Annotated in this window: 20 protein-coding genes; 15 read left to right on the plus strand and 5 right to left on the minus strand. The window is 66.3% G+C overall.

Annotation, left to right across the window (positions count from 1 at the left end; all coding sequences use genetic code 11):
* The first annotated feature begins 15 nt into the window (after window positions 1–15).
* Together mutS and recA are read left to right on the plus strand one after the other, a co-directional pair.
* Complete coding sequence (gene mutS, locus IT430_00245) at window positions 16–2,697, plus strand: DNA mismatch repair protein MutS (GenBank protein ID MCC6906342.1); 2,682 nt, start codon at window positions 16–18, stop codon at window positions 2,695–2,697.
* 345 nt (window positions 2,698–3,042) lie between these two features.
* The gene (recA, locus tag IT430_00250; protein ID MCC6906343.1) at window positions 3,043–4,128 is read left to right on the plus strand and encodes a recombinase RecA; all 1,086 of its coding nucleotides are present in this window, start codon (window positions 3,043–3,045) and stop codon (window positions 4,126–4,128) included.
* Between the two features lie 54 nt (window positions 4,129–4,182).
* Here recA and IT430_00255 read toward each other — a convergent pair whose 3' ends face one another.
* Complete coding sequence (locus tag IT430_00255) at window positions 4,183–4,974, minus strand: DUF1444 family protein (GenBank protein MCC6906344.1); 792 nt, start codon at window positions 4,972–4,974, stop codon at window positions 4,183–4,185.
* 205 nt (window positions 4,975–5,179) lie between these two features.
* On the opposite strand from IT430_00255, the gene kdsA reads away from it, so the two are divergent.
* From kdsA to murD, 9 genes are all read left to right on the plus strand, one after another.
* Window positions 5,180–5,992 carry a 3-deoxy-8-phosphooctulonate synthase gene (gene kdsA / locus IT430_00260; GenBank protein ID MCC6906345.1) on the plus strand — a complete coding sequence of 271 codons (813 nt, stop codon included), beginning with the start codon at window positions 5,180–5,182 and terminating at the stop codon, window positions 5,990–5,992.
* 738 nt (window positions 5,993–6,730) lie between these two features.
* Complete coding sequence (locus tag IT430_00265; protein ID MCC6906346.1) at window positions 6,731–7,132, plus strand: hypothetical protein; 402 nt, start codon at window positions 6,731–6,733, stop codon at window positions 7,130–7,132.
* A 163-nt stretch (window positions 7,133–7,295) separates the two neighbouring features.
* A complete protein-coding gene (locus tag IT430_00270) occupies window positions 7,296–7,769 on the plus strand; it encodes a hypothetical protein (protein ID MCC6906347.1) in 474 nt (157 codons plus the stop codon).
* 45 nt (window positions 7,770–7,814) lie between these two features.
* Window positions 7,815–8,216 carry a hypothetical protein gene (locus IT430_00275; GenBank protein ID MCC6906348.1) on the plus strand — a complete coding sequence of 134 codons (402 nt, stop codon included), beginning with the start codon at window positions 7,815–7,817 and terminating at the stop codon, window positions 8,214–8,216.
* Between the two features lie 153 nt (window positions 8,217–8,369).
* Window positions 8,370–9,200 (plus strand): alpha/beta fold hydrolase, encoded by an 831-nt coding sequence (locus tag IT430_00280; GenBank protein MCC6906349.1) that lies wholly within the window; start codon window positions 8,370–8,372, stop codon window positions 9,198–9,200.
* A gap of 208 nt (window positions 9,201–9,408) precedes the next feature.
* Window positions 9,409–10,812 carry a GTPase HflX gene (gene hflX / locus IT430_00285; protein ID MCC6906350.1) on the plus strand — a complete coding sequence of 468 codons (1,404 nt, stop codon included), beginning with the start codon at window positions 9,409–9,411 and terminating at the stop codon, window positions 10,810–10,812.
* Between the two features lie 70 nt (window positions 10,813–10,882).
* On the plus strand, window positions 10,883–14,179 hold the full coding sequence (locus IT430_00290) for an amidohydrolase family protein (protein ID MCC6906351.1): 3,297 nt from the start codon (window positions 10,883–10,885) through the stop codon (window positions 14,177–14,179).
* A complete protein-coding gene (locus IT430_00295; GenBank protein MCC6906352.1) occupies window positions 14,176–15,501 on the plus strand; it encodes an amidohydrolase family protein in 1,326 nt (441 codons plus the stop codon). The genes IT430_00290 and IT430_00295 overlap by 4 nt, the downstream gene beginning before the upstream one ends.
* Window positions 15,498–16,844 (plus strand): UDP-N-acetylmuramoyl-L-alanine--D-glutamate ligase, encoded by a 1,347-nt coding sequence (murD, locus tag IT430_00300; protein ID MCC6906353.1) that lies wholly within the window; start codon window positions 15,498–15,500, stop codon window positions 16,842–16,844. The genes IT430_00295 and murD overlap by 4 nt, the downstream gene beginning before the upstream one ends.
* Window positions 16,845–16,868: 24 nt before the next feature.
* Here murD and IT430_00305 read toward each other — a convergent pair whose 3' ends face one another.
* Together IT430_00305 and IT430_00310 are read right to left on the minus strand one after the other, a co-directional pair.
* Window positions 16,869–17,480, minus strand: a complete 612-nt coding sequence (locus IT430_00305; protein MCC6906354.1) for a hypothetical protein — start codon at window positions 17,478–17,480, stop codon at window positions 16,869–16,871.
* Between the two features lie 206 nt (window positions 17,481–17,686).
* Window positions 17,687–18,004, minus strand: coding sequence for a flagellar biosynthesis anti-sigma factor FlgM (locus IT430_00310; protein ID MCC6906355.1), 318 nt, complete (start codon window positions 18,002–18,004; stop codon window positions 17,687–17,689).
* A gap of 201 nt (window positions 18,005–18,205) precedes the next feature.
* Here IT430_00310 and IT430_00315 point away from each other — a divergent pair, with 201 nt between their 5' ends.
* Complete coding sequence (locus IT430_00315; GenBank protein ID MCC6906356.1) at window positions 18,206–19,204, plus strand: hypothetical protein; 999 nt, start codon at window positions 18,206–18,208, stop codon at window positions 19,202–19,204.
* Window positions 19,205–19,213: 9 nt separating this feature from the next.
* Here IT430_00315 and IT430_00320 read toward each other — a convergent pair whose 3' ends face one another.
* Entirely contained in the window at window positions 19,214–19,813 is a 600-nt protein-coding gene (locus IT430_00320; protein MCC6906357.1) for a hypothetical protein, read from the minus strand.
* A 108-nt stretch (window positions 19,814–19,921) separates the two neighbouring features.
* Here IT430_00320 and IT430_00325 point away from each other — a divergent pair, with 108 nt between their 5' ends.
* Together IT430_00325 and IT430_00330 are read left to right on the plus strand one after the other, a co-directional pair.
* Entirely contained in the window at window positions 19,922–20,695 is a 774-nt protein-coding gene (locus tag IT430_00325; GenBank protein ID MCC6906358.1) for an SDR family NAD(P)-dependent oxidoreductase, read from the plus strand.
* Window positions 20,692–21,486, plus strand: a complete 795-nt coding sequence (locus tag IT430_00330; protein MCC6906359.1) for a sulfotransferase domain-containing protein — start codon at window positions 20,692–20,694, stop codon at window positions 21,484–21,486. Before IT430_00325 ends, IT430_00330 begins: the two co-directional genes overlap by 4 nt.
* A 9-nt stretch (window positions 21,487–21,495) precedes the next feature.
* Here the strand turns inward: IT430_00330 and mfd are convergent, their stop codons facing one another.
* Window positions 21,496–24,855 (minus strand): transcription-repair coupling factor, encoded by a 3,360-nt coding sequence (gene mfd, locus IT430_00335; protein MCC6906360.1) that lies wholly within the window; start codon window positions 24,853–24,855, stop codon window positions 21,496–21,498.
* A gap of 222 nt (window positions 24,856–25,077) precedes the next feature.
* Between mfd and IT430_00340 the strand changes: the two genes are divergently transcribed.
* Entirely contained in the window at window positions 25,078–25,329 is a 252-nt protein-coding gene (locus tag IT430_00340) for a glutaredoxin family protein (GenBank protein MCC6906361.1), read from the plus strand.
* Window positions 25,330–25,375: the final 46 nt, after the last annotated feature.

A 25,375-nucleotide genomic window follows, 5' to 3' on the forward strand; every position in this document is an offset into this window, starting at 1 on the left:
AAACTGTCCGCGATCATGTCCGCCAGCGATCCCACCGACACTCCGGCGATGCGCCAGTACATGGCGTTCAAGAAGCAGCACCCCGAGTGCGTGCTCTTCTTTCGCATGGGTGACTTCTACGAGATGTTCTTCGACGATGCGCTGCTCGTGCACAAGGTGCTGGGCATCACGCTCACCGAGCGGACCAAGGGCGTGCCGATGGCTGGCGTGCCCTACCACGCGGTGGAGAACTACCTGCGGCGGATGATCGAGCAGGGCTATCGCGTGGCGGTCGCCGACCAGGTGCAGGACCCGCGCGAAGCCAAGGGCGTCGTCGATCGAGCGGTGACGCGCGTTCTGACGGCGGGCACGCTCGTCGACGAGACGCTGCTCGATGATGCGCGATCGAATCACGTCGCGGCGGTTCTCTTCACTGAAGCGGGCGATGACTCGCCGGCGGTGCTGGCGCTGGCGGAGCTGTCCACCGGTTCATTCGAGATCGTCGATGTCGAGGGCGGCGCGCTGGCGGATGAAGTGAATCGCCTCGGCGTGGATGAACTGCTCTACGCGGAGACGGCCACCGGCGAAGCGCCGCCGCGCGTCGCGGCGGTGCGCGAGGCGAGTTCATGCGCTCTGACCGGCCGGCCGACGTGGCACTTTCGCCACAGCGACGGGCACGAAGCGCTGAGCCGGCATTTCGGCGTGGCGACGCTCGCAGGCTTCGGCCTGGCCGATGACGATCCCGGCCTCGCGCCCGCCGGCGCGCTGCTGCGCTACCTGAGCGAGACGCAGGGCGGGCAGGAGCAGGGCTCGCGCCTGGCGCACATCCGCCCCCCGATCCGCCGCGCGCTGGCCGGCTACCTCACCATCGACGCCACGAGCCTGCGCAGCCTCGAAGTCGAACGAACCATGCGCACGGGTGAAACGGACGGCTCGCTCATGGGCGTGTTCCTCCGGCACGTCCGCACGCCGATGGGCAAGCGGCTGCTGCGCGACTGGCTCTGCTTTCCCCTGCGCGATATCGAGGCCATCAACGCCCGCCAGCGCCCGGTCGAAGCGCTGATCGAAGATCGCGAGACGGCGCGGCTGCTGGGCGAGCGGCTGGGCGCGATGAACGACGTGGCGCGAATCGCGGGGCGCATGAACATGGGCCGGGCCACGCCGCGCGACCTGGTCGCGCTGGGCCGGTCAGCGGCGGCGCTGGACGATCTGCACACGCTGCTGGCCGCCAACGTGGCGCTGCACCCGCTGGCCGAGAGCCTCGATGGGCTCGGCGGCGCTATTCAGGCGCTGGGCGAGTCGATCGTGCAGCGCTGCGTGGACAGCCCGCCCAATCACCTGCGCGAAGGCGGGCTCGTGCGCGAGGGCGTCGATGCGCAGCTTGACGAGTGCCGCTCGCTGCAGACCGACGCCAACGACTGGCTGGCGCGCTACCAGAGGCAGCTGATCGAATCCACCGGGATCAATTCGCTCAAGGTCGGCTACAACCGCGTGTTCGGCTACTACATTGAAGTTACTGCGGTGCACTCCAGCCGCGTGCCCGACACGTTCTCGCGCAAGCAGACGCTCAAGAACGCCGAGCGCTACATCACGCCTGACCTGAAGGAGTTCGAGAGCAAGATTCTCACCGCGCGAGACCGGGCCATCGACCGCGAGCAGGTGCTCTTTGCACAGATGTGCCGGGAGGCGGCGGGTCACGCGGCGGGGCTGGCGCAGTTTGCGCGCCTTGTGGCCGAACTCGACGTGCTGCGCGGCTTTGCCGAGCAGGCGGTGCGCGGCCGCTACGTGCGGCCGAAGATTGTCGAGGAAACGTGCATCGACGTAGTCGCGGGGCGGCATCCGGTTCTTGACGAGATTCTCAAGGACCGCTTCGTGCCCAATGACTGCCGCCTGGGCGTCGGATGCGAGGAACCCGACGCCGACGCGCCCGCCCAGCCGGCCACGCTGGCGCTGATCACCGGGCCCAACATGGCCGGCAAGTCGACCTACATCCGCCAGATCGCGATCATCACGCTGCTGGCGCATACGGGTTCGTTCGTGCCGGCTGAGTCGGCGACGATCGGCCTGACCGACCGCCTCTTCACCCGCATCGGCGCCAGCGATGAATTGCACGCCGGCCGTTCGACGTTCATGGTCGAGATGACCGAGACGGCCAACATCCTCCACCACGCCACACAGCGCAGCCTCGTCATTCTCGATGAGATCGGGCGCGGCACATCGACGCTCGACGGCCTGAGCCTCGCCTGGGCGATCGCCGAGCAATTGGCGCGAACCAGGGCCCGCACGCTCTTCGCCACGCACTACCACGAACTCACGTCGATCGCCGAACAAGACAAGAGCGTGTGCAACCTGCACGTGGCGGTGCGCGAGTGGGCGGATGAGATCATCTTCCTCTATCGCATCGTGCCGGGGCGCACGGATCGCAGTTACGGCATCCACGTGGCCAAGATCGCGGGCCTGCCCAGCAGCGTCGTGCAGCGGGCCCTGGGCCTGCTCGACACGCTCGAAGTGCACACCGAGCGAACCAACGGCAAGTTGCGCGGCGCCGCGGGCGGCAACGCGCCCGCTCGCGGCGAGGGGCAGCTGCATCTGTTCACCGAGTTCGTCGCCAGCCCCGTCCTGGAAGAGCTGCGGAAACTCGATTTCGACGGCCTGACGCCGCTACAGGCATTCGACGCCCTGCGGCGCCTGCGCGAGATCGCGGAGCAGTCGGGCTAGCCGGCCGGGCACGACCGGCAAGCTCCGGGCTCTTTGCGTTCCGGCCTTTTCCGGCTTTTTGAGCCTTCTGTGCCCTCTTGGGGCCGATTCACGCCGTTTTTTCGATGGCCGTACGGTTTTTGTTCACTTTTTTGTTGACTTCCTGTCGATATCCTGCAATCCTATCGGATACCAAACATGAGGGCGCTTCCGATGGTCTCGCCTGACGACTTCACCGTGATCGACGCCGCTGCAGAGAAGGAGCAAGCCATGGTTATGATTGAAAGCAAAGCCGCCGCCAATGGTCGCACGTCCCGGCCCTCGGCGGGCTCAGGCTCCCTGCCCAGAAAAGGAACCCCTTCCGACATGAGCACCGCCGCCCCTGAACGCGATATCGCCGGCCGCACCCAGGCGCTCGAGCGCACCATCACCCAGATCGAACGGGCGTTCGGCAAGGGCGCGATCATGAAACTCGACGGCCAGAACATCCAGGCCATTGAGGGCATCAGCACCGGCGCGATCAGTCTTGATCTGGCGCTGGGTGGGCGCGGCGTCCCGCGCGGCCGCGTGGCTGAACTGTTCGGCCCCGAGTCATCCGGCAAGACCACGCTGGCCCTGCACGTGGTCGCCAGCGCGCAGAAGAACGGCGGCGTGGCGGCGTTCATCGACGCCGAGCACGCGCTCGACCCTTCGTGGGCGCGGCGGCTGGGCGTCAACGTCGATGAACTGCTCGTGAGCCAGCCCGACACCGGCGAGCAGGCCATGGAAATCTGTGAGCTGCTCGTGCGCTCCAACGCCGTGGATGTCGTCGTGGTGGACTCCGTGGCGGCACTGATCCCGCGGGCGGAAATCGAAGGCGAGATGGGCGACACGCACGTGGGCCTGCAGGCTCGCCTCATGAGCCAGGCGCTGCGCAAGCTCACCGGCGCCATCTCCAAGAGCAAGACCACCGTCATCTTCATCAACCAGATCCGCGAGAAGATCGGCGTGATGTTCGGCTCACCTGAAACCACGCCCGGCGGCCGGGCGCTCAAGTTCTACTCTTCGGTGCGCATCGACATCCGCCGCATCAGCTCGATCAAGGATGGCGACCAGAACGTGGGCAACCGCGTACGGGCCCGCGTGGTGAAGAACAAGGTCGCGCCGCCGTTCCGCGACGCCGAGTTTGACATCATGTTCACCGAGGGCATTTCGGCCGCGGGCGATCTCATCGACCTTGCCGACAAGGAGAGCATTGTTCAGAAGTCCGGCGCGTGGTATTCGTACGGCGACATCCGCCTCGGCCAGGGCCGCGAGAACTCCAAGCAGTTCCTCAAGGACAATCCCGAACTCTTCGAGGAGATCCGCCGCAAGGTGCTCGTCAAAGCCGGCGCCATCACCGAGCCGGCCGCTCCGATCGAAACCGCGGCGGAACCCGAAGACGCCAAGCCGTCGGGCAAGTCGAAGAAATAACTCATGGCCCGCACGGCCCTCATACCCGGCTCCTCTCTCACGGGGAGAGGGGAGCTACGCGGCGGTGGTGCCGGCGATGCCGTCCATGGTGACGATGAAGAAGCGGTCGGTGATGGGATACGGCAGGCGCTTGTAGTCGATCTCGACGCGCGAGTGCACTTTCTCGGCGAATTCGGCGGGATCGGCCGTGACCGCCAGAAACGCATCGCGCGCCGGGGCGGCGACGAGGAAGTTCGATCCCAGCACCGGCGCGAGCCGCCCGTGCAATGAGCCCAGCAGCAGGCGGCTGGCGTCGTAGCCGTCGTTCTCCTGGAAGATCGCGGCTTTGCCGCCGCTGCCGGCTTCGATGATGCGCAGTTTCAGTTCATCGGAGTAGGCGCCGAGGTTTCGCCGCGCGGTGCGGTCGATCTCCTCGAGGTCCACACCCCACTTGAGCATCTGCTCGACGGTGATGCTCACGGTCAGATGCGGCATGTCGATGACGTAGAGCACGACCGTGTCGTTGACGAACGGCTGGTGGGCGACGAGTTGGGCGTCGAGGTGCTGGAAGATCGACTCGGGCTGGATGCGCGGCATGATGCGCGGCCTGGCGACTTCAAAAGGCAGCGGCACGCTCGCCGCCTCCTCGCCTTCCAGGAGGTGATCGAGAAACTGCTCGACGATCTCCACGCCTCGATCGGGGTCGTTGAGCACCATGCGGTAGAGGTTCTCGAGCGCGAGGTGCCGCCCATCGATGAGCACTTCGAATGTGCCCGCGAGTTCGACGTTGCGCTCGGGGCTGAGGCGCGACATGAGAGCCATGACGGCTTCGCAGAAGGCTTCGGGTTCGTGGGGCATTCGTGCCATGGGCCAGTGTTCCTGCGGCGCGTCGACAGTCTCTCCGAGCCACTATCGGCGCGGCCGCCCGTCTCCTTTGAGCAATGTCCGGTTGCCCGTGCCGGGCGCTCTGGCCTGTACGGCTGGGCAGCATCCACAATACGGCTGCGGCGCGGCCGCGGTTCCGTTGCGGCTCCGGTGCAGGCCCCTGCGCCGCCGGGCCTATCGTTTGGACATGCCATCCACCTGCCGCGTCGGCGAACTCGTTATCGGCCCCGACCAGCCGCTGTGCATCATCGCCGGGCCATGTGTACTTGAGTCCGCCGAACTCGGCCGGCACATCGGCGAAACGCTGAAAGCAGTCTGCGACCGCCTCGGCCTCAGCTACATCTTCAAGGCCAGTTTCGACAAGGCGAATCGCTCAAGCATCACCTCGAAGCGCGGCCCCGGCGTCGCGCAGGGCCTGGCTGATCTGGCGCGCCTGCGCGATCGGCTCGGCGTGCCCGTCACGACTGACATCCACGAGCCGGCGCAGGCGGCGCTCGCGGCCGAGTACGTCGATCTGCTGCAGATCCCGGCGTTCCTGTGCCGTCAGACGGATCTGCTGGCCGCGGCCGGCGCCACGGGCAAAGCCGTGAACGTCAAGAAAGGTCAGTTCCTCTCACCCGCCGAGATGAAGCACGTCGTGCGCAAACTCGATGAGTCGGGCTGCACGCAGATGATGCTGACCGAGCGCGGCACGTTCTTCGGCTATCACCGGCTCGTGAACGACTTCATCGGCCTGGGCGATCTCATGGAGATCGGCCCGCCGGTGTGCTTCGACGCGACGCACTCGACGCAACTGCCCGGCGCGACGGAGACGAGCGGCGGACGGCCCGAGCGAGCGCCGCTGCTGGCCCGCGCGGCCGTAGCGGCCGGCGTGCCGTGCGTCTTTCTTGAATGTCACCCCGAGCCAAGCCGCGGATTGTCCGACGCATCCAACATGCTGCGCCTCGACGCGGTCGCGCCGCTGCTGGCTTCGCTCAAGGCGCTGCACGAGGTGCGCTGAGTACATCCGCAAGCCCCTCAAATTGCGCGAAAGGGCCGCCGATCAGGGCGGTTTCCCCGTGGACGGTATGGAACGTCGGCGGCACTCTTATGGCGTGTACCATCGGGTGAAAGCGGTTTCACCATGTCAAACAGAACGATGACCACCGCTCTCGTCGCCGGTTTTGCGGCGCTCCTCGCCTCAGCGCGCCTTGGCCTGGCGCAGCCGGTTCTATCCGTCGAGGGAGACTGTCCGGGATTCCTCAGAGCAGAAGTTACTGGCGCGCCGCCGAACCACGGCATCTTGCTTCTCTTCGCACCCCATCGGGGCTCGTACAGGTTTCCGCCTGGTCACTGGTGCTATGGAGTTACGTTGGGACTGGGGTGGCGCGGACTGCGCATCGCCTCCGCAGCAGGTGCAGACGAGAACGGCTTCGCCTTCTTTGAAGGGAAGGCGGGGGTGCTCGCGTGCGGCGGGTTTCTCCAAACATTGAACTACCCAAGCGGTGGGTGTGAGATCAGCAACGTCGTTCAGATTCCAAACTGATGGGAGGTGGAGGATGTGGGCAGGTCAATTCAGGGGGCGGGAAAACGGGGGCGGGAAAACGGGACAGGTACGTTTGATTGCCTGCGCTGAAGACTTCCGCGAGCCCCTCCAATTGCGTGAAACGGCCACCGATCAGGGCGGTGTCCCTGTGGACGGTATGGGACGTCGGCGGCACTCTTATGGCGTGTACCATCAGGTGAAGGGAGTTTCACCATGTCAAACAGAATGATGATCGCTGCTCTACTCGCCAGTCTTGCGGCCTTATTGGTCTCGGCGCGCCTCGGCCTGGCGCAGCCGGTTCTCAGTCTTGAAGGTGGCTGTCCCGGCTTCCTGCGGGCGGAGGTTCGAAACGCGCCACCTGGATCTGGAATCCTCCTGCTGTTTGCACCCCACGAAGGCTCTTTCACGCTTCCTCGCGGCAATTGGTGCTACGGAGTCACGCTCGGACTCGGCTGGCGGGGGCTTCGACAGGTCGCTGGAGCGGGAGTCGATGAACACGGGTTTGCATTCTTCGAAGGACAGGCCGGTCAGCAGGCATGTGGCGGATTCCTTCAAACATTGAACTACCCAAGCGGTGGGTGTGAGATCAGCAACGTCGTTCAGATTCCAAACTGATGGGAGGTGGAGGATGTCGGCAGGTCAATTCAGGGGTATCGTTGCGCGCGCAATGTGTGGTGTTCTGGCTGCCTCGTGTCTCGCCGTCGACTGCCATGCGCAGATTTGCGGAGAGCCAGTCGACTTCGGCGCGCACGTTGACGCACGAACGGAGTCAGGCGGGGTGGACCCTTCGATCGCCGTCGGGCCGAACAGCATTCTGTTGACGACGAATACGGGGCTGTGGTTGCTCAACCGCGATGGGACCGAGATCGTTGACCCCGTTACGCTGGTGAACTTCTTCGGCGGATCGGGCGGCGTTGACACCGTGTCTGTCTACGACCGGCTCTCTGAGCGCCTCTTCGTGCTCACGATCGACGCCGGCGACATCCGGCTCGCGGTCTCGCAAGATGACAATCCCGATCTCGACCCCGAGAACTGGCACTTCTATGAATGGGACCTCGGCGGGCAGGACGGCGCGGACTACCCTGAACTGAGCGTCGGCGAAGAGCGGAAAAGCGGGACAGGTACGTTTGATTGCCTCGCCCTCGAATATCGCCTATCCGCCGTCGATCGGGTGAGCGAAGCCAGCGCCTCCGGCGCAGAAATTGCGCAGCCGGATATAACTCCAAAGAGTCACTTGACGCGCGGCCGATGAACGGCGATGCTTGCCCTGTACACCGGCAGGCAAGGATGAGGCTGGATGCGAATCGAACCATACCAGGGCGGGTATCGAATGGTGCCCTCGACGAGCGCGACCTCGCCGATCCAGCGGGCTCGCGACGCCGCCGCTGACAAAGCCGCCAAGTACGACACCTGCGATGCGCCCGTCAATGTGCGCGATGTCGATCGCGTCGAACTCTCGTCGCTTGCATTTCAGGAGGCTCAGAGCCAGACGGCGCCGGCGACCGCACCGATCCCGTCGGCCGCATCGCAGCAGCGCCTCCGCGAGCGGCTCGTCGCGGGCATCGTGGATGGCCGGATCGATCTCGATGGACCCGGCCGGGGCAATGCGGTCCTCAACCGCGCGTACTTCCTGAGCGAGCGAGCCGTCGCGGAGTTCAACGCCGCCGCGGTGGGGAACGCGATTGATGTGAGCGGGTGAGCGCTCCGCTGCGCAGAGCCCTCGCGTCGCGGCTCACTGGGGACGCGGCTTCCAGTTTGCTTGATGCCTTGATGCCTCGACACCTGGATGCCTTGATGCCTTTCCCAACCCCTTCCGCCGCGCCGGAATCTGGCGGCGGCAATATAACTCATCATGACGCAGCGTGAACCAGCACGGCAGGACGGCCCTCCCGCGCCGGAGATGCAGTTCTGCTGGATCGATTCGGGCGAGGCGCAACTGGCAACGTCGATCGACCTGCCGCGCAGCGAAGCGCCCTGGCCGGTGGTGGTGCTGGTGCACGGCTTCAGCGGCGACCGCATCGGCCGCAGTTACCACTTCGTCGAGTTCGGCCGCATGCTCGGCGCGCTGGGCATCGCCTGCGTGCGCTTCGACCACGCCGGCTGCGGCGAATCGACCGGCGACCAGCGGCTCTACAGCATGGCCACCGTCGAGCGCGACTGCCTGGCCGTGGCCCGCTGGCTGGCGCGCGATGATCGCTTTGACATGAGCCGCCTCGGCGTGGTCGGCTCGAGCCTGGGCGCCCTGGGCGGGCTGATGATGGCGGCGGAGTTCGGCGCGCGGGGCCTGCTGCTCTGGGCGCCGGTGTGCGATCTGCCGGGCATCACGGCTGTGGCGGCCCCGCGCGAGATGGTGCAGCAGTCGCTTGAGTCGATCGGCTTTGCGCCCTTCAAGGGCATCCGCATCGGGCCGAGTTACTTCGATCACCTCGATCATCTCGATCCGGCCAGGCACATCCGGTCGCTCAAGGCGCCGGTCTTCATCGCCCACGCGCGCGATGATCAGGCCGTGCCCATCGAGCACTCGAACCAGTACGTCCACCTGTGCCGATCGGCGGGCGTGGCGTGCGAACTGATGGAGTTTGAGGGCATGACGCACGACTTTCACGAGGAGCCGGTGCGCTCGCAGCTGCTTCGCGCCTCGGTCGATCGGCTGAGCCGATGGCTGACGCAGCCGGGCGGCTAGCCTTTCGGGGCGGCCGGCCGTATCATCGCCGGTCATGATCTTCTGATCACCGCATTCCGACGCACCCGGCCGCCGCCCTGCCGCGGCGGCAACATGCCCTGGCGCCCGGTCGCCCGTGCGTGAATGCGCCCCTCCGCTGTTTACAATTCCACGACATCACCCGCCCGGTCGCCCTGCGCCCGGCGCATTTCCGAATGGCTGCACCTGTATGACATCAATATCCCAGGAACAACTCCAGGCCCGCTCGCTTGCCGAACGAGCCGTGCTCGTCGCGTGCCACCTGCCCGGCTCGCGCTTTGATGCGCGCGATCCGCTGGGTGAACTGCGCGACCTGGCCGAGACGGCCGGCGCGACGGTGGTGGGCGAGGCGATCCAGAATCGCCGCACGCCCGACGCGGGGACGTACATCGGCACGGGCAAACTTGAGGAACTTCGACGCCTCGTCGAAGAGGCCGGCGCGACGCTGGTCGTCTTCGACAACGACCTGAGCCCGTCGCAGATCCGCAACATCGAGAAGATCGTCGGCGTGAAGATCATCGATCGCAGCGAACTGATTCTCGACATCTTCGCCGGGCGGGCGACGACGGCGGCAGCGCGCCTGCAGGTCGAGCTGGCGCAGCTCGAATACACCTACCCGCGCCTGCGGGCCATGTGGTCGCACCTCGGCCAGATCACGGGTGGCGCGCCGCTGGGCATCGGCACGCGCGGCCCGGGCGAAACGCAGATCGAGACCGACCGCCGCCTCGTGCAGCGGCGCAAGAGCGTGCTCAAGGCGCGACTGGCCGAAGTGCTGGCGCGGCGCGTGCGCGAAGTGGCCCACCGGCGAGCCGAGCACCGCACCGTCTGCCTCGTCGGCTACACGAACGCGGGCAAATCGACGCTCTTCAACGCCTTGACGGGCCCGACGGGCGGCGGCGGGGCGTATGCCGACGATCGCCTGTTTGCGACGCTGACGACGCGTACGCGCCGCTGGCCGCTGGGCAGCGGCCAGGAAGCGCTGCTCTCCGACACGGTCGGTTTCGTGCGCGATTTGCCGCACCATCTCATCGCGTCGTTTCGGGCCACGCTCGAAGAGGCGATCCACGCGGACCTGCTGCTCATCGTCATCGACGTGTCAGACCCGATGGCGCCGATGCAGCTTGACATCGTGCGCGAAACGCTGGCGGATCTGCTGCGCGACGACCCCCTGCGGCCGCGCGAGCGGACCATCGCCGATGAGAGCGCGACGTGGGTTGAGCAGGAGCGCGACGAAGACCCGCCGGCGATCGACCCCGATCTGCCGCGGCACATTCTCGTGCTCAACAAGGTCGATCGGCTCGAGGATGAATCCGAACTGGCGCTGTGGCATCAGCGCGATCCTTCCGCGATCGCCATCAGCGCCCGGACCGGTCGCGGGCTCGAGGAGCTGCGCGAGATGGTGCAGGACCGGCTTGCGGGCGAGATGGTCGAGATCGAGTTCGCCGCGCCCTGGTCGGCGGCCAAGGCGATCGCCTATGCCGAATCGCGCGGCGAAGTGCTCGGGCGCGACTACGAGACCGGCGGGGTGAGGCTGCGCTTGCGCATCGGCCGCTCGCACCTCGATCGCCTGCGTTCGATGGGGCTCGCGGTGTGAGCCGGCCGGTGTTCGACTCGGCGGCGGCGGTGGCACTACACTGTCGGCCTGACTCCTTCGAGGACCGACCATGTCACGACTTGCGCGACTCGGGAAGCTTTTTTGCACCATTTCCGCCTTGCTGGCCTTGGCGGCGCCGGCGATGGCCCAGCCGGACGAGCCTTCCAACGGTCCGCCGCCCAACGTGCCGCGGATCCACGCGCTCGTCAACGCCAGGATTATCGTCGCGCCGGGAAAGGTGATCGAAAGCGGGACGATCGTCATCCGCGACGGGGTGATCGACTACGTCGGTGCGGGCAGCGACGTGCCGCCCGAAGCGCGCTTGTGGGACCTGAGCGGCAAGACGGTTCACGCCGGGTTCATCGATCTCTCGGTGCCAGTCAAAGCGCCCGCGGCGCTTCCGGATTCGCCCGGTCTGCACTGGAACAGCCACGTGCGCGCCCAGTTCAACGCAACGGACGCGACGCCGCTGGACAAGGGCACGATCGAGGCGCTGCACAAGATCGGCTTCACGGCGGCTCAGATCGTGCCCGACCGGGGCATCTTCCGCGGCGCCGCGGCGACGATCGCGCTGCGCGAGGCGGGAAGCGATCCGATCGTGCACCAGCCCATCGGGCCGCAGGTCATCCAGTTCGAAACAGGCGGGTGGAACAGCGATGAGTACCCCGGCTCGCTGATTGGCGCCGTCGCGCTGGTGCGTCAGACGCTCATCGACGCCGAGTGGTATCGCCACTGCGTCGAGATGTACCGGCTCAATCCCATAAACATCGAGGCGCCCGCCCCGGCCGATGCACTCTACGCGCTGCGGTTCGTCGTGCGCCAGCGCCAGCAGCCGGTGCTCTTCAACACGGAGAGCGAACTCGACCTCTTCCGCGCTGCGCGCCTCAGCGAAGAGTTTGACCTGAACCTGATGGTGCGCGGCAGCGGCGCCGAGTACCTGCGCCTGGGCGATGTGCTCGAAACGAACCTGCCCATCATTCTGCCCATCAACTTTCCCAAGGCACCCAAGATCGAAGCGATCGAGGATGCTGATTCGATCGACCTGCGCACGATGATGCAGTGGGAGCAGGCGCCGACGAACCCGCGCCGGCTCATCCAGGGCGGGGCGACGGTCGCGCTGACCACCGACACGCTCCGCAGCCGCGACAAGTTCCTCGAAAACCTGCGGCAGGCGATCAAGGAGGGCCTGACGGAGGACGAAGCGCTGGCAGCGCTCACGACCACTCCGGCGCGGATGCTGCTGCTTGACAAAGTCATGGGCCGTATCCAGCAGGGCGCCATCGCGCATCTGGCCGTCATCGAAGGAACCGGCGAACTCTTCGGCGAGGATCGCACGGTAACGGAACTGTGGGTGAGCGGCGACCGCATCGAGATGAAGGCCCAGGCGGCCGTCGATCCGCTGGGAACCTGGACGGTTGACTTCGGCGGAGAGATCGAGCAGACGATCAATCTGCTCATCACCGGCAAGAAAGAGTCGCCGGAGGTGCAACTGCAGATCGGCGAGAACAAAACCAAGGCCAAGGCGGTGTCGTGGCGCGTCGAGCGGCTGAGTTTCGTTCTGCCCGGGCACCTGTTCGAGCGCAGCGGCTGGGAGCAGTACTCGGCCATCGTCGAAGGCGGCTCGATGCGCGGTGTGACGCGCACGGCCTCGGGCGAGGAGACCAACTGGACCGCGACGCGACAGGCGCCCGAAGAAAACGAGCAGGCCGAGCCGGCAGAGCCTGAGCAGGGCGACGATGAAGACGCGGCCGAGGCGCCGCCGGAGCAGCCGCAAGGCGAAGCGGGAGAAGCCGACGAGCAGGCGGAGAAGGCCAAGCAGGACGAGTACGAAAAGGCGCCCGAGGACTATCCAACACCGTTGGGCGCCTTCGGCCTGCTCGAGCCGCAGCCGCGACCGGCCGCCGTACTCGTGCGCCACGCGACGGTCTGGACGAGCGCCGAAGCGGGCATCCTCGAGAACATGGATGTCCTCGTGCGCGATGGCAGGATCGCACAGATCGGCCGCGACCTCGCCGCGCCTGCCGACGCGGTCGTCATCGACGCGACGGGCAAGCATCTGACCGCCGGCCTGATCGACTGCCACTCGCACACCGGCATCGATCGCGGCAGCATCAACGAAGGCACGCAGGCCATCACCGCGGAGGTGCGCATCGAGGATGCGATCAGCCCGGATGACATCGACTGGTACTGGCAACTGGCCGGCGGCCTGACGGTCGTGAACCAGTTGCACGGCTCAGCCAATCCGATCGGCGGGCAGAACTCGGTCGTCAAGATCCGCTGGGGCCAGAGAGCTGAGCGCTTCCGCTTCGAGGGCGCCAAGTCGGGCATCAAGTTTGCGCTGGGCGAAAACGTCAAGCAGGCCAACTGGGGCGACAACTACACATCGCGCTACCCGCAGTCGCGCATGGGAGTCGAATCGCTCATCCGCAGCGCGTTTCTGGCGGCACGTGATTACATCGACGCGTGGGACCGGTTCAATTCGGGCGCCGCGACCAAGGCGCCCGCCTATCCGCCCCGGCGCGATCTCGAACTCGAAGCGCTCGCCGAGATTCTCAAGGGCGATCGCCTCGTTCACTGCCACTCGTACCGCCAGGACGAGATCCTCATGCTCATCCGCGTGGCCGACGAGTTCGGCTTCCGCATCGGCACGTTCCAGCACGTGCTCGAAGGCTACAAGGTCGCGAGCGAGATCGCCGAGCACGGCGCCGGCGCCTCGTGCTTCAGCGACTGGTGGGCGTACAAGTTTGAGGTGTACGACGCGATCCCGCACGACGGCGCCATCATGCACAACGCCGGCGTCGTGGTGAGTTTCAACTCCGATTCCGACGAACTCGCCCGCCGCATGAATACTGAAGCGGCCAAGGCGGTGCGCTACGGCGGCCTGGACCCGGCCGAGGCGCTCAAGTTCGTCACCATCAACCCGGCTATCCAGCTCGCCATCGATGATCGCGTCGGCTCGATCGAAGTGGGCAAGGACGCGGACTTTGTCATCTGGTCCGGTCCGCCGCTGGACACCTTTACGCGCTGCGAGCAGACGTGGATCGACGGTCGGCCGATGTTCACGCTCGAATCCGATGCGCAGTTGCGGCAGGTCGCCCAAAGCGAGCGCCAGCGACTGATCCAGAAGATCCTCCGCCAGAATCTCAAGGACCCGGAGAAGACGAAAGACAAAGGCGACAAGGACGGCGAGGAAGGTGAGGAGCCGGCGCCGGATCACGCGGACGACCCAGGCAACGACGGCCCGCCGCGGCGCAGCATTCTCGCTGAGATCATGCGCCAGCGCGAATTGCGCGGCTACGACCCCAACACTTCGCGCCCCGGCGAATGCGGCTGCGGCTGGCACGCCATCGAAGGAGGTCAGCGATGAACATTCGAAGCAGGCGACTTGCCCGTGCATTTGCAGCGATTGCCGCCGGCGCCGCGGCCTCGATGACTGCGGCGCAGTCGATTCAGATTCCCGGCGAGCCGCAGAGCAGGCCGGTGGCGATCATCAACGCGACGATCCACCCCGTCTCCAGCGCACCCATCGAGAACGGATTTGTCGTCTTTAAGGACGGCGTGATCATCGAGGTCGGCTCAGGCGCTTTCCCCCACTCCGGGCCGGAGCAGGTGGAGATCATCGACGCCAAAGGCCGGCACCTCTACCCCGGCCTGATCAGCGCGGACACCACCATCGGCCTGAGCGAGATCGGCGCCGTGCGCGCGACCAACGACATGGGCGAGACCGGGCAGGTTACACCCGAGGTGCGGGCGGCGGTCGCGGTCAATCCCGACAGCGCTCTCATTCCTGTTGCGCGCGCCAACGGCATCCTCACCGTTCTGACGGTGCCGCAAAGCGGCGTGGTCTCCGGATACTGCTCGATCATTCGCATGGACGGCTGGACCACGGAGGAACTCACGATCAACGATCGCGCCGGGCTGGTGATCCGCTGGCCCAACGTGCGGCCTCGCACCGCGTGGTGGATCCAGGAAAGCGAAGAGGAACAACTCAAGCAGGCGCGCGAGCGGCTCGACCAGATCGAGCATCTCTTCCGCGACGCCGCCGCATACCTGCGGGCGCGAAAAGCGGATGCGCAGCTGCCCATCGATCTTCGTCTCGAGTCCATGGCGCCCGCGATTGACGGCTTCGCGCCGGTGTTCATCCACGCCAGTGATTCGGCGGAGATCGAATCCGCCGTGGCGTGGGCGAATCGATGGCGCCTCAAGCCCATCATCGTCGGCGGCGCGGATCTGGGTCAATGCATCGATCTGCTCAAGGCGCACGAAGTGCCCGTGATCATCGTCGGCACGCATCGCATGCCGTCGCGCCGCGACGCCGCGTACGACGAACCGTTCACGCTGCCCGAGCGCCTGCGGCAGGCGGGGGTGCGCTTCTGCATCGCCAGCGGCGAAGAACCGGCGCACGAGCGCAACCTCCCCTACCACGCGGCGAAAGCCGTCGCCTACGGCCTGCCGGCGGACGAGGGGCTGCGCGCGGTGACGCTCAGCGCCGCCGAAATCCTCGGCGTCGGCGAAACGCTCGGCTCGATCGAAGCAGGAAAGGTCGCCACGCTGATCCTCACGACCGGCAACCCGCTTGAGATCACATCGGATGTGGTCGCCGCGTGGATCGACGGCAGCCCCGTCGATCTCGACAACAAGCAGAAGGCGCTCGACCGCAAATACCGGCACCGCTACGGACAGCCATGACCGGATCGCGCGTGACCGTGATGGGCCTTGGGCACTTCGGCGGCGGCGCCGGCGTGACCCGGTGGCTTGTCGAAACGCGCGGCTGCGACGTGCTGCTCACCGATCTGGCGCCGCCTCATGAACTGGCCGAGTCGCTCGAATCGATTCGCGATCTGATCGAGGCCGGCCGCGTCGAGTTGCGCCTGGGCGGGCATGACGAGCGGGACTTCACCGAGGCGGATCTGATCGTGGCCAACCCTGCGGTGCCGCGACCCTGGGAAAATCGGTTTCTCCAGGCGGCGCGGCGTGCGGGCGTGCCGATCACCACGGAGATCGAACTGCTGCTTGGCACGCTGCCCAGTCGCGAGCGCATCATTGCCGTGACCGGCACCGCCGGAAAGAGCACGACCACGGCCATGATCCACCACGCCCTCGCCGCGCGATCTTCGCGCAGCAGCGCTCAGGTCGCCACCTCTAAAGCGCATCTCGGCGGCAACATCGGCGGCTCGCTGCTCGGCGCCGACGTCGGGCCGGAGGACTGGGTCGTTCTTGAACTCTCCAGCGCCATGCTGCACTGGCTGGGCGAGTCGGCTTCATGTTCGTTCGCTCCCCGAATTGCCGTCGTCACCAATCTGTCGGACAACCACATCGACTGGCACGGCTCGCTTGAGCACTATCGCCAGTCCAAGCAGCGCCTGCTCGCCGCACAGCAGCCCGGCGACACGGCGATACTCGGCCCTGGCTTGAAGGACTGGCCGACCCGGCCCGGCGTGCGGCGCATCGACGTCGATGGCGAAGATCAGCGGCTTGCGCCCATCAACCTGCTCGTTCCAGGACGGCACAATCGGCTCAATGCGCTCGTCGCCGCGGAGGCTTGTGCGGCTGTGGGAATCGCGCTGCCCGACGCTCTGCGCGCGATCGAATCCTTTCCCGGGTTGCCGCACCGGCTGCAACTGGTGGCGGCGACGCCCGACGGCCGGCGCTTCTACAACGACTCGAAATGCACGACGCCGGCGGCGGCCGTGCTCGCCGTCGAGTCCTTTGACGACCCTTCCCGCATTCACCTCATCGTCGGCGGGTACGACAAGAAGGCCGATCTCGCGCCGCTGGCGGCGCTGGGAGAGCGCGTGGCGCGCCTTTATGCCATCGGCGCCGTCGGGCAGGTTCTCCATGATCTCGCCCCGCCTGGCTCGTGCCTGCACTGCCGAACGCTCGAAGTGGCGGTGAGTAACGCGGCGATGCGCCTGGTGGCGGGCGACGTGCTGCTGCTCAGCCCCGGCTGCGCCAGTTGGGATCAGTTCACCAACTTCGAGCAGCGCGGCGACCTCTTCACCCGCCTCGTGCGCCAGCGACTTGAAACATAAGGCCGCCGCGTGACTTCGCCTCTACTACGCGCGCTGCTGCGGTCGCGCGATGTTGGCGCCACACTCCGGGCATCGGTGTCCGTTGAGTCCGACAAGCGAGTAGCCGCAATCGAGGCACTTTCCGCGACGAACAAGCAAGATTCTCCGCGTCGAGACGATCGCCGACAGCACAGCGAACCAGGCCACCGCGTAAACCAGCGTGTCGCCGAGCAGGCCGCCCCACAGAGGTCGCAGGGGAATCACCGTGCCGGGTGCAGCCGGCGAACTCTGGCCGGAGATCGGGATTCCCCAACTTGTTCCGGTGCTGACGGCCCCGTTGGAGCCCGCCGTCAGCAGTTGCGTGGCCCGCAAGCACAGCAATGGCCAGCCGCTGGCCTGTGCAATGAAACCATCGGGCGGCATGCCCGGTTGGATCAGTTCCAGTTCCTTCGCTACCCACTTCGGCACTGCATCGGTGACGCTCATGTCACCGGCTTCAGGCAAATCGACTGAGTGACGAGTTACGATGACACTTGACTTCACCGCCTGCTCGGTACACTCGATTCGCCAGATGGAGTCTCCCCGATGGCGCATCTCGATTGTGTGTGCGCCTCCCGTGTGTGGATTGACAAAGATCACCGCCACCCACGCGATCACAATCGAACTCAATAGCCCGCCCGCGATTGCAACGGCGATGCGCGCTCTGATCGATTTCATTGTCAGGTATCCGGTGGGCTTCGCTCGATGCTAGCGCGAGTCGTGCCGCGACTGCACGGACTTTTTCTGCATTGCGCAAACAACAGGGCCGCACGTCGTGTCCGGCGTGCGGCCCCAGATGGCTTCAATCCTTCTTGCCCCGAGCACTACGCAGTCGTGTCGTCCGCGAAGTGGTCGTTCCAGATCTCATCGACGACGCGGTCGATCTTGCTGTCGAGGTTGTATCGGCCGGACTCGATCTCCTGGCGAACCCGATCGATCAACTCCTGGCGCACCGGCGGGTCGCTCAGCAGGCGTTCGAGCAGCAGCACGCGCCGGGCCGTGGGAGAAAGTTCGATCGAATCCGCGCCGCGCTCGCTGTGCGAGGTGCGTGCTTCTCCTGAAACGGCCGCGCCGTTTGATCTATACTGGTATGAGTCGGCCTGGGACAGCGTCCCGGGCCCGAGTGGAGCGATGCCGCTCATGAGCGATGGACTCCTCGAATTCGCGCCGTCTGCCGGAGGCGAACGACGGGTTCGCCCTGCCTTCAGCCGGCTGGTTCCTCTCCACTCCGCTCAAGGATATCGACGATGCCCGAGAAAAGACTTGAAGCGGCATCGCGAAGCAAATTGTGATCTAAGCCCTTATACTGCATAGCCTTGCGCCACGATAACCGGAGGTGGGACGTGCAAAACGATCATGACTTTTCTTCTGCCGCAGTTCCGGCACGCCCCGCGGCCGGTTTTATTGGCACCGCCGGTCGCTCCGTCCTGATTCTGGGCCTCGCGCTCGCCCCGAGCCTGGTTTCCTGCGACGAGACCCGGACGACCGATCTGTCGCACCAGTCTCAGTCGACCGGGCAGGTGGAGCCGGTGAACGAGCCGATGGTCGCGCCGACCGAGCCGCGCGAAGTCCGCTGGACGCCTGACGGCGGAACGGCCGCAGCGCCCGCCCAGCAGGATCCGGCGGCCGTGGCCGACGCTCCGCACCGCGAAGGCTGGGCGGTCGTTCTGGCCGCATTCACCGACGCCGATCATCGTGAACTCGCCACGGCGTATCTCGCAAAGTTCCAGGAGGTCACGCCGTTCGCCGGCGCGTGGATCGAGACGGATGAGCGCGGCTCGACGGTGCGCTACGGCTCGTATTCCTCGCTCACCGACAAGCAGGCGCAGGACGATCTGAATGCCATCAAGGACTTCGTGTACAACGGCGGCCGGCCGTTCTCCCGCGCGTACCTTTCCCGATTCGGATTGCAGGAGACCGAGGGACGCCTGCGCGAATATCACCTGAGCCAGGCGCGCCGGTATCTGCCAGGCGAGCGAACCGTCTACAGCCTGCAGATCGGGGTGTACGAAGCGGAGAAGGACACGACGACCGGCAAGACGACGAGCGCCGATGAGGCGCGCCGCCTCGCCGAGCAGGCCGCGGTTCAACTGCGGGCGCAGAGCGAACTCGCGTTCTATTACCACGGGCCGAACCGCAGCATGGTGTGCGTGGGCGTTTTTCCTGAGTCAGCGGTGGACGTCGCCACGGGCCTCTACAGCCCGGAAGTGATGGCGCTCCAGAGGCGATTTCCACACAATTCGCTCAACGGGCGAACCCTCAAGCAGAAGATCGTCTCCGTCGGCGGCAAGGTGCGAGAGGAACTCCAGCCGAGTTTCCTCGTGCTCGTGCCGGAGCAATGAGCCGCGAATCTAATCGACTCGTTCGCTCGCTTCGATCTGCCGGCGCAGAGCGAGCAGGTCGATGGCTTCAATCGGCCGCGCGGTGAAGAGATCGACGCGACTGAGTTCGCGCTGGTGCCAACTGCAGCGCGTGATCGCCACCGGCAGGCCATTTTCCTCGAACGTGATGCGATCAAATCGGCCGAAGTGCTTCGAATCGACCGTCGAGAAGTGCGGCTCGGCAAATCCCGCTTCGACGAGCCGATGCGCCAGATCGCCGATGCGCTGACTGGTGAAGACGCGGATGTAGAGCCTCACGCCCGCGTCGATGTGACCGCGCGCAGCGCGCCCGAGCAGGTGGGGGTCGCAGTCGTCGAGCACGGCCATGATGCGCTCGGCCACCTCCCACACATCGACGACGCGCTTCTGGTATTCGCGGGCGCCGATGGCCTGCATGGTGAGCCCCTGGACGTGGCGGCGCACCAGGCCGCGGCTGGGGCGGGGCACTTCGATCCAGCCCGTCTCTTCGACGGCGCGGCGGATGGCTTCATCCACGCTCTCGACTCGGCCGGCGTGAACGAGACGGGCGGCTTCCTGCGCCAGAAGATCGATCCGTGAATCCGTGGCCATGGACAATTATGGTCGCCCGCGCTGCTCGTGTCGCCCCGGAGGCGCATTTCACGCGGGCCGGCTAGGATTGCCCGCTCTCGGGAAATCGACCATCGGCTGAGCCCGCCCTTGCCGCAACCGCTTCGCATCCTGATCACCGGCGCCTCCAGCGGCATCGGGCGCGCGCTCGCGGACCACTACGGATCTGCCGGGCACACCGTCGGCGCCGCGGCGCGGCGGGGTGAACTGCTTGCCGATCTCGCCCGGCAGCATCCATCCGTCGAGCCGCTGCAGGTGGATGTTTCGGACGCGGCTGGCATGGACCGCACCATCCGCAACTTTGCCCAGGCGCGTGGCGGGCTCGATCTCGTCTTCGTCAACGCCGGCATCGGCCAGCGCAGCGAGGCCGAAGGCTGGGACCCCGGCCGCACGCGGCAGATTATCGACGTCAACATCATCGGCGCGACCAACACCATCGTCCCGGCTGTGGAGGTCATGCTCGCGCACGGCGGCGGGCGGATCGTGGGCATTTCTTCGCTGGCCGGCCGCACGCCTTTGCCTCACGCGGCGGCCTACGGCGCGAGCAAGGCGTGGCTGGCGTTCTATCTCGATTCGCTCGACATGGACCTCGGGGCGCGCGGCGTGCACTGCTCGATCGTGATGCCCGGCTACGTCGCCACGCCGATGGTGGACGGCGCCGACGCGGCCCTCGTCTCTCCGGGCGCCCGGCGGGCCGCAGCGATGATCGCCGAAAGAGTCGCGCGCGGCGACCGGATCATCCGTTTCCCGCGCCGCGTCGCGATGCTTACTTCGCTGGCCATGCTCGCGCCGCGCTCGATGCGCATCAACTCTCAACTCAAGCGGCTGGCGAAGCGCAAGCACCAGCGGGGCCGGTCGCAATGATCGAGTGCAAAGCGAAACCGATCGTCGTGTGTTCGTTTCCGCGATCGGGCACGCATCTCACGATCGACGGCCTTCGGCACTTTTTTGTTGACACCTACCGTCGGCAGGGCTTCGGCCAGGCGGTGCACAGCCTGTACATGAACCTCGACCGACTCGATCCGGCGCACCCGTACCCGCTCACCGAGAGCAAGGCTCGCGCGATTCTCGGCTCGTGTTCCAAGCGCGTCATCATCAAGACCCACTGCAGCGTGGAGATCGATCAGGTCGGCGAGGCGATGCGCGAGTTCGCCCGCGAGATCATCGACGCCTCGGATGTGGTGTACGTCGTGCGCGACGTGCGGCCGGTGATGACGTCGCTCATGGCGTTGCGGCCGCTGAAGTTTCCCGACTCGCCGCACGAAATCAGCGCATTTCTGCGCACCGCCATGGACGGCGGCGAAGGCCCGGCCGCGAACTGGGCTCGGCACGTAAGCGGCTGGCTCGATCGGCCCGGCGTGCACACGATCAAGTTCGAAGCGATGCGCGAAGACTACGCGAAAGCCATCAGCGCGCTGGGCGCCGAACTCCACCTGACGAGCAACCGGTACCCGATCCGGATGTTTCCCAAGCCGCGGTCGATGTTCGAGAATCGCGTGCGCCGCTGGCTGGGCGTGCAGAATTCATCCGCAATCGACAATCTGCGCATGGCCTTTGAAACGCCGGATTGGAAGCAGGTCATGACGGCGGCTGACTTTGAGTTGATCCGGACACAGGCTGGCGACGCGATGAGGCGGGTCGGGTACCGGATGTAAAGCGCCCGGTCAGACCGCAACGGCCGCCTTCTCTGTGAATACCTGCAGCCGGCGCTTGAGTACGCTCAGCAGCGTGCCCGGTTCGCTGGCGGCATCGCTCGGGCGGTAGTACACCTCGGCCGGCGCATCGCCGGCGTCAACCAGCCGCACCGTGCCCGGCACACCCTGCAGCGCTTCGGCCAGACGGCCGGCGCCCGCCGCGCGGAAGATGAGATCGCTCTCGTGGCGCACCAGCGCCGACACGCCGGCCATTGCGGCGAGAACGCGCACCTCGGTGAGGCGAAAAAGCATGTCCGCCGCAGCCGGCATCGTGCCGTAGGCATCCACGAGATCGCTCTGAACCCTGGCGAGATCTTCGAGGCTCCGCGCCTGGCTGATGCGGCGGTACGCCTCCATGCGCCGCAGGTCGGCTGGAATGTACGACCTGGGAATCGACGCCTCGATGTCGAGTTCGATTTCCGTGTCGACCGGCCGCAGATCCGGTTCGCGCTTGAGGTCCTTCACGGCGGTTTCGAGCAGGTGGCAGTACATCTCGTAGCCGACCGCCGCGATGTGGCCGGACTGCTCGGCCCCGAGCAGATTGCCGGCGCCGCGGATTTCCAGGTCGCGCATGGCGATCTTGAAGCCGGCGCCGAGCATGGAGAACTCTTCGATCGCCCGCAGCCGCCGCGCCGCAACTGACGTGACGGCCTTGTCGCGCGGCAGCAGCAGGTAGCAGTATGCCCGGTGTTTGGAGCGCCCGACGCGGCCTCGCAACTGGTGGAGATCGGCCAGGCCGAAGTTCGTCGCTTCGTTGATGAACATGGTGTTGGCGCTGGCGATGTCAATACCCGACTCGATGATCGTCGTGCACACGAGAATGTCCGCCTCGTGACGGATGAACTTGATCATGACCTCTTCGAGTTCGCGGTCGGGCATCTGGCCGTGACCGATGAGCACGCGGGCCCCGGGCGCCATCCGCTGCACCTGGTCGGCGATGCTCTTGATGTTGTGCACGCGGTTGTGCACGAAGAACACCTGCCCCTGCCGCGCCAGTTCGCGGCTGATCGCCTGCGCCAGGCGCCGGTCGTTCCAGGGAATCACTTCCGTCACCACCGCGCGGCGGTCGGTCGGCGCCGTGGTAAGCGAAGAGATGTCGCGCAAGCCGAGCATCGACATGTGCAGCGTGCGCGGAATCGGCGTGGCGCTGAGCGTGAGCACGTCAGCCGTGAGGCGAAACTGCAGCAACCGCTGCTTGTGCTCGACGCCGAAGCGCTGCTCTTCGTCGATGACCACCAGCCCGAGGTCGGCGAACTTCACATCCTTGCTCAGCAGGCGGTGCGTGCCGATGATGACATCGACCGCGCCCTCGCGCAGGCCGCGGATGATCTCCTTGGACTGTTTGGCCGTCTGGAAGCGCGAGATGACCTCGACGCGAAAAGGGTAATCGGCGAATCGCTGGCGAAAGGTCTGATGGTGCTGCTCGGCGAGCACGGTTGTGGGGACGAGGATGGCGACCTGCTTGCCGTACTCTGCGGCCTTGAACGCCGCGCGAATCGCCAGTTCGGTCTTGCCGAATCCCACGTCGCCGCAGAGCAGCCGATCCATCGGCCGATCGCTGTGCATGTCCTTCTTGATCTCGGCGATGGCGGCGAGCTGGTCGGGCGTCTCGTCGTAGGGAAACTCGGCTTCGAACTGCTTCTGCCACGCCGTGTCATTGGGATAGCGAATGCCCGGCACGTGCTGGCGCGCCGCCTGGATGCGCAGCATCTCGGCCGCGAGATCGCGGACCGCTTCGCTGACCTGCTCTTTCTGGCGGGTCCACTTCCTGCCGCCCATGTGCGAGAGCGGCGGCTTGCCGTCGAACCCGCCGACGTATTTCTGCACGAGGTCGATGCGCGTCAGCGGCACGTGCAGGCGCGTGCTGCCGGCAAATTCGAGCGTGAGGTACTCGCGTGCCGGCGCGTTGTCGTTGCGCCGGCCGTCGGTGCGGTTGATGCGCAGTGTCGCGAGTTCGACGAACCTGGCAATGCCGTGGTCCCGGTGCACGACGTAATCGCCGGGTGCGATTTCGAGGAACGCATCCAACGCGCGCCCGGCGCGCAGCCGCTTTGTGCTCCTGCGAATGTGATAGCGATGCAGGAGTTCGTGGTAAGGCGTCAGCGCCAGCCGCTGCCCGCCTTCGGACAGCCACACAAACCCACGGTGCAGGTAGGACACGACCGATTCGATCTCGCCCACGCCCTGCGGCGCTGCGTCAGCGACCAGTTCCCGAAAGCGCTGGCGCTCGCCTTCGCTGTTGCACAGGACGACGACGCGATCGTGCCCCGCCGCCAGCTCGACGAGTTCGCGCACCGCTTCCTTCGCATCTTCGGCAAAGGGGGGCAGAGATTCGACGGGCAGATCGATCGTGGCGTCGGGATCGGTCGCGCCGACGGGGTGGGCGTCGATCTGCAGATAGGTGAAGCGCCGCAGGTCGGCGAGCACCGCCGGCGGGCCAAACACGGCGCCACCCGAGATCGCCCGTTCGTAGTAGCCGCGCCCCTGCTCGGTCACCTCCATAAGTTCGTGCAGGATGATGATGGCGTCGTCGCGCAGGTGCCTGGTCAGCAGCGTGCCGCCTTCTTCGCTGAGCAGCGCGCTCACGGTCGCGCCGACGATCTGGACTTCGTCGATGCGCCGATCGGTGGCGAGCGTGTCGGGATCGACTTCGCTGATGGCTTCGATCTCATCGCCGAAGAAATCGAGGCGCACCGGCGGGGTGTCGTCGCCGCGGCCGGCGGGGTAGATGTCGATCAGCCCGCCGCGCACGGCGAACTGGCCGGGCCCGTCGAGCGCCGGCACGCGCAGATAACCCGCGGCCTCGAGCCACGCCAGCAGTTCGCCGGTGGGCTGAGTCTGGCCGACGCGGAGATTCAGGCACAAGCTCCCCAGCCGCCCCGCCTCGGGCACTGCCTGCATGAGCGCGTGGATGGGTGCGACGATGACTTCGGGCGTCTCGCCGTCGATGACCAGGCGGACGAGTTCGAGACGCTGGCCGAGCAGTTCGGGGTTGACGCCGGTTTCGCCGGGCAGGACCTCGAGTGCCGGAAACAGCCGCGCCGCAACGCCCAGGCCGCGCAGCTCATCCACCGCCTCATCCGCATCATCGATGTGGGCAGTGACCAACAGGATGGGCCCACTCTTCTCCCTCCCCGGGCTTTGCGGGGGAGGACCGGGGAAGGGGCCGCCTTTTGCCTGCTCGATCGCCTCCATCGGGTGGCATGGCCTCGCGCCTCGCGTGGCTATGCCCTGCAACGCAGCCGCGACCACCACACTCACCGTTGAAGCATTGCCGCCGGGGATGCGCGCATACGTCTCGCGACCCTCTGCGAGCCGCTGGGCAAGCACGCGTATCGATTCGTGTGCAGAAATCGGCCCCAGCCAGTCCACCGTGCATCTCCAGCGCGCACGCCCACGCCGCGAACTCCGGACCGACCGGGGCCGCTGACGTGCAGTTGTGTTGCCCGGATTCTACTCCACCGGTGGTCCGGGCCGCACCGCAGTGCACTGCGCGAATAGGATTCGTCCAGAGCCGCGAACTTCCCCCGAATCCAAAGCCCCGGACGACGCATGGCCGATCTTGTTTTCTACACGCGGAGCAACTGCGGACTGTGCGACCGGCTCAAGGCGATGGTCGAGGCGATCATCGACGGCGACGGCCGGGATGATCTTCGGCTCGTCGAACAGGACATCGACGGCGATCCGGGGCTGATCGAGCAGTTCCGCTTTCGCGTGCCGGTGGTCATGCATGGAGACGCCGTCATCCTCGAAGGCAAGCCCGACGAGCAGGAAGTGCGGCAGGCGCTGGACGCGATAGATTGAGGCCCACGGGCGATGCCCGCGCCGCCTGAAGCCAAATCCCCATCCC

Source organism: Phycisphaerales bacterium (genome assembly GCA_020852515.1).
In the GTDB taxonomy this organism is placed as follows: domain Bacteria; phylum Planctomycetota; class Phycisphaerae; order Phycisphaerales; family UBA5793; genus UBA5793.

Bases quoted from the DNA above. Each gene is read 5' to 3' on its own strand.
- IT430_00320 (MCC6906357.1), bottom strand. From the start codon at position 19,813: ATGGCCACGGATTCACGGATCGATCTTCTGGCGCAGGAAGCCGCCCGT.
- hflX (MCC6906350.1), top strand. From the start codon at position 9,409: ATGACATCAATATCCCAGGAACAACTCCAGGCCCGCTCGCTTGCCGAA.
- IT430_00330 (MCC6906359.1), top strand. From the start codon at position 20,692: ATGATCGAGTGCAAAGCGAAACCGATCGTCGTGTGTTCGTTTCCGCGA.
- IT430_00280 (MCC6906349.1), top strand. From the start codon at position 8,370: ATGACGCAGCGTGAACCAGCACGGCAGGACGGCCCTCCCGCGCCGGAG.
- IT430_00310 (MCC6906355.1), bottom strand. From the start codon at position 18,004: ATGAGCGGCATCGCTCCACTCGGGCCCGGGACGCTGTCCCAGGCCGAC.
- IT430_00275 (MCC6906348.1), top strand. From the start codon at position 7,815: ATGCGAATCGAACCATACCAGGGCGGGTATCGAATGGTGCCCTCGACG.
- recA (MCC6906343.1), top strand. From the start codon at position 3,043: ATGAGCACCGCCGCCCCTGAACGCGATATCGCCGGCCGCACCCAGGCG.
- mutS (MCC6906342.1), top strand. From the start codon at position 16: ATGTCCGCCAGCGATCCCACCGACACTCCGGCGATGCGCCAGTACATG.
- IT430_00340 (MCC6906361.1), top strand. From the start codon at position 25,078: ATGGCCGATCTTGTTTTCTACACGCGGAGCAACTGCGGACTGTGCGAC.
- IT430_00265 (MCC6906346.1), top strand. From the start codon at position 6,731: ATGTCAAACAGAATGATGATCGCTGCTCTACTCGCCAGTCTTGCGGCC.
- murD (MCC6906353.1), top strand. From the start codon at position 15,498: ATGACCGGATCGCGCGTGACCGTGATGGGCCTTGGGCACTTCGGCGGC.
- IT430_00290 (MCC6906351.1), top strand. From the start codon at position 10,883: ATGTCACGACTTGCGCGACTCGGGAAGCTTTTTTGCACCATTTCCGCC.
- kdsA (MCC6906345.1), top strand. From the start codon at position 5,180: ATGCCATCCACCTGCCGCGTCGGCGAACTCGTTATCGGCCCCGACCAG.
- IT430_00255 (MCC6906344.1), bottom strand. From the start codon at position 4,974: ATGGCACGAATGCCCCACGAACCCGAAGCCTTCTGCGAAGCCGTCATG.
- IT430_00295 (MCC6906352.1), top strand. From the start codon at position 14,176: ATGAACATTCGAAGCAGGCGACTTGCCCGTGCATTTGCAGCGATTGCC.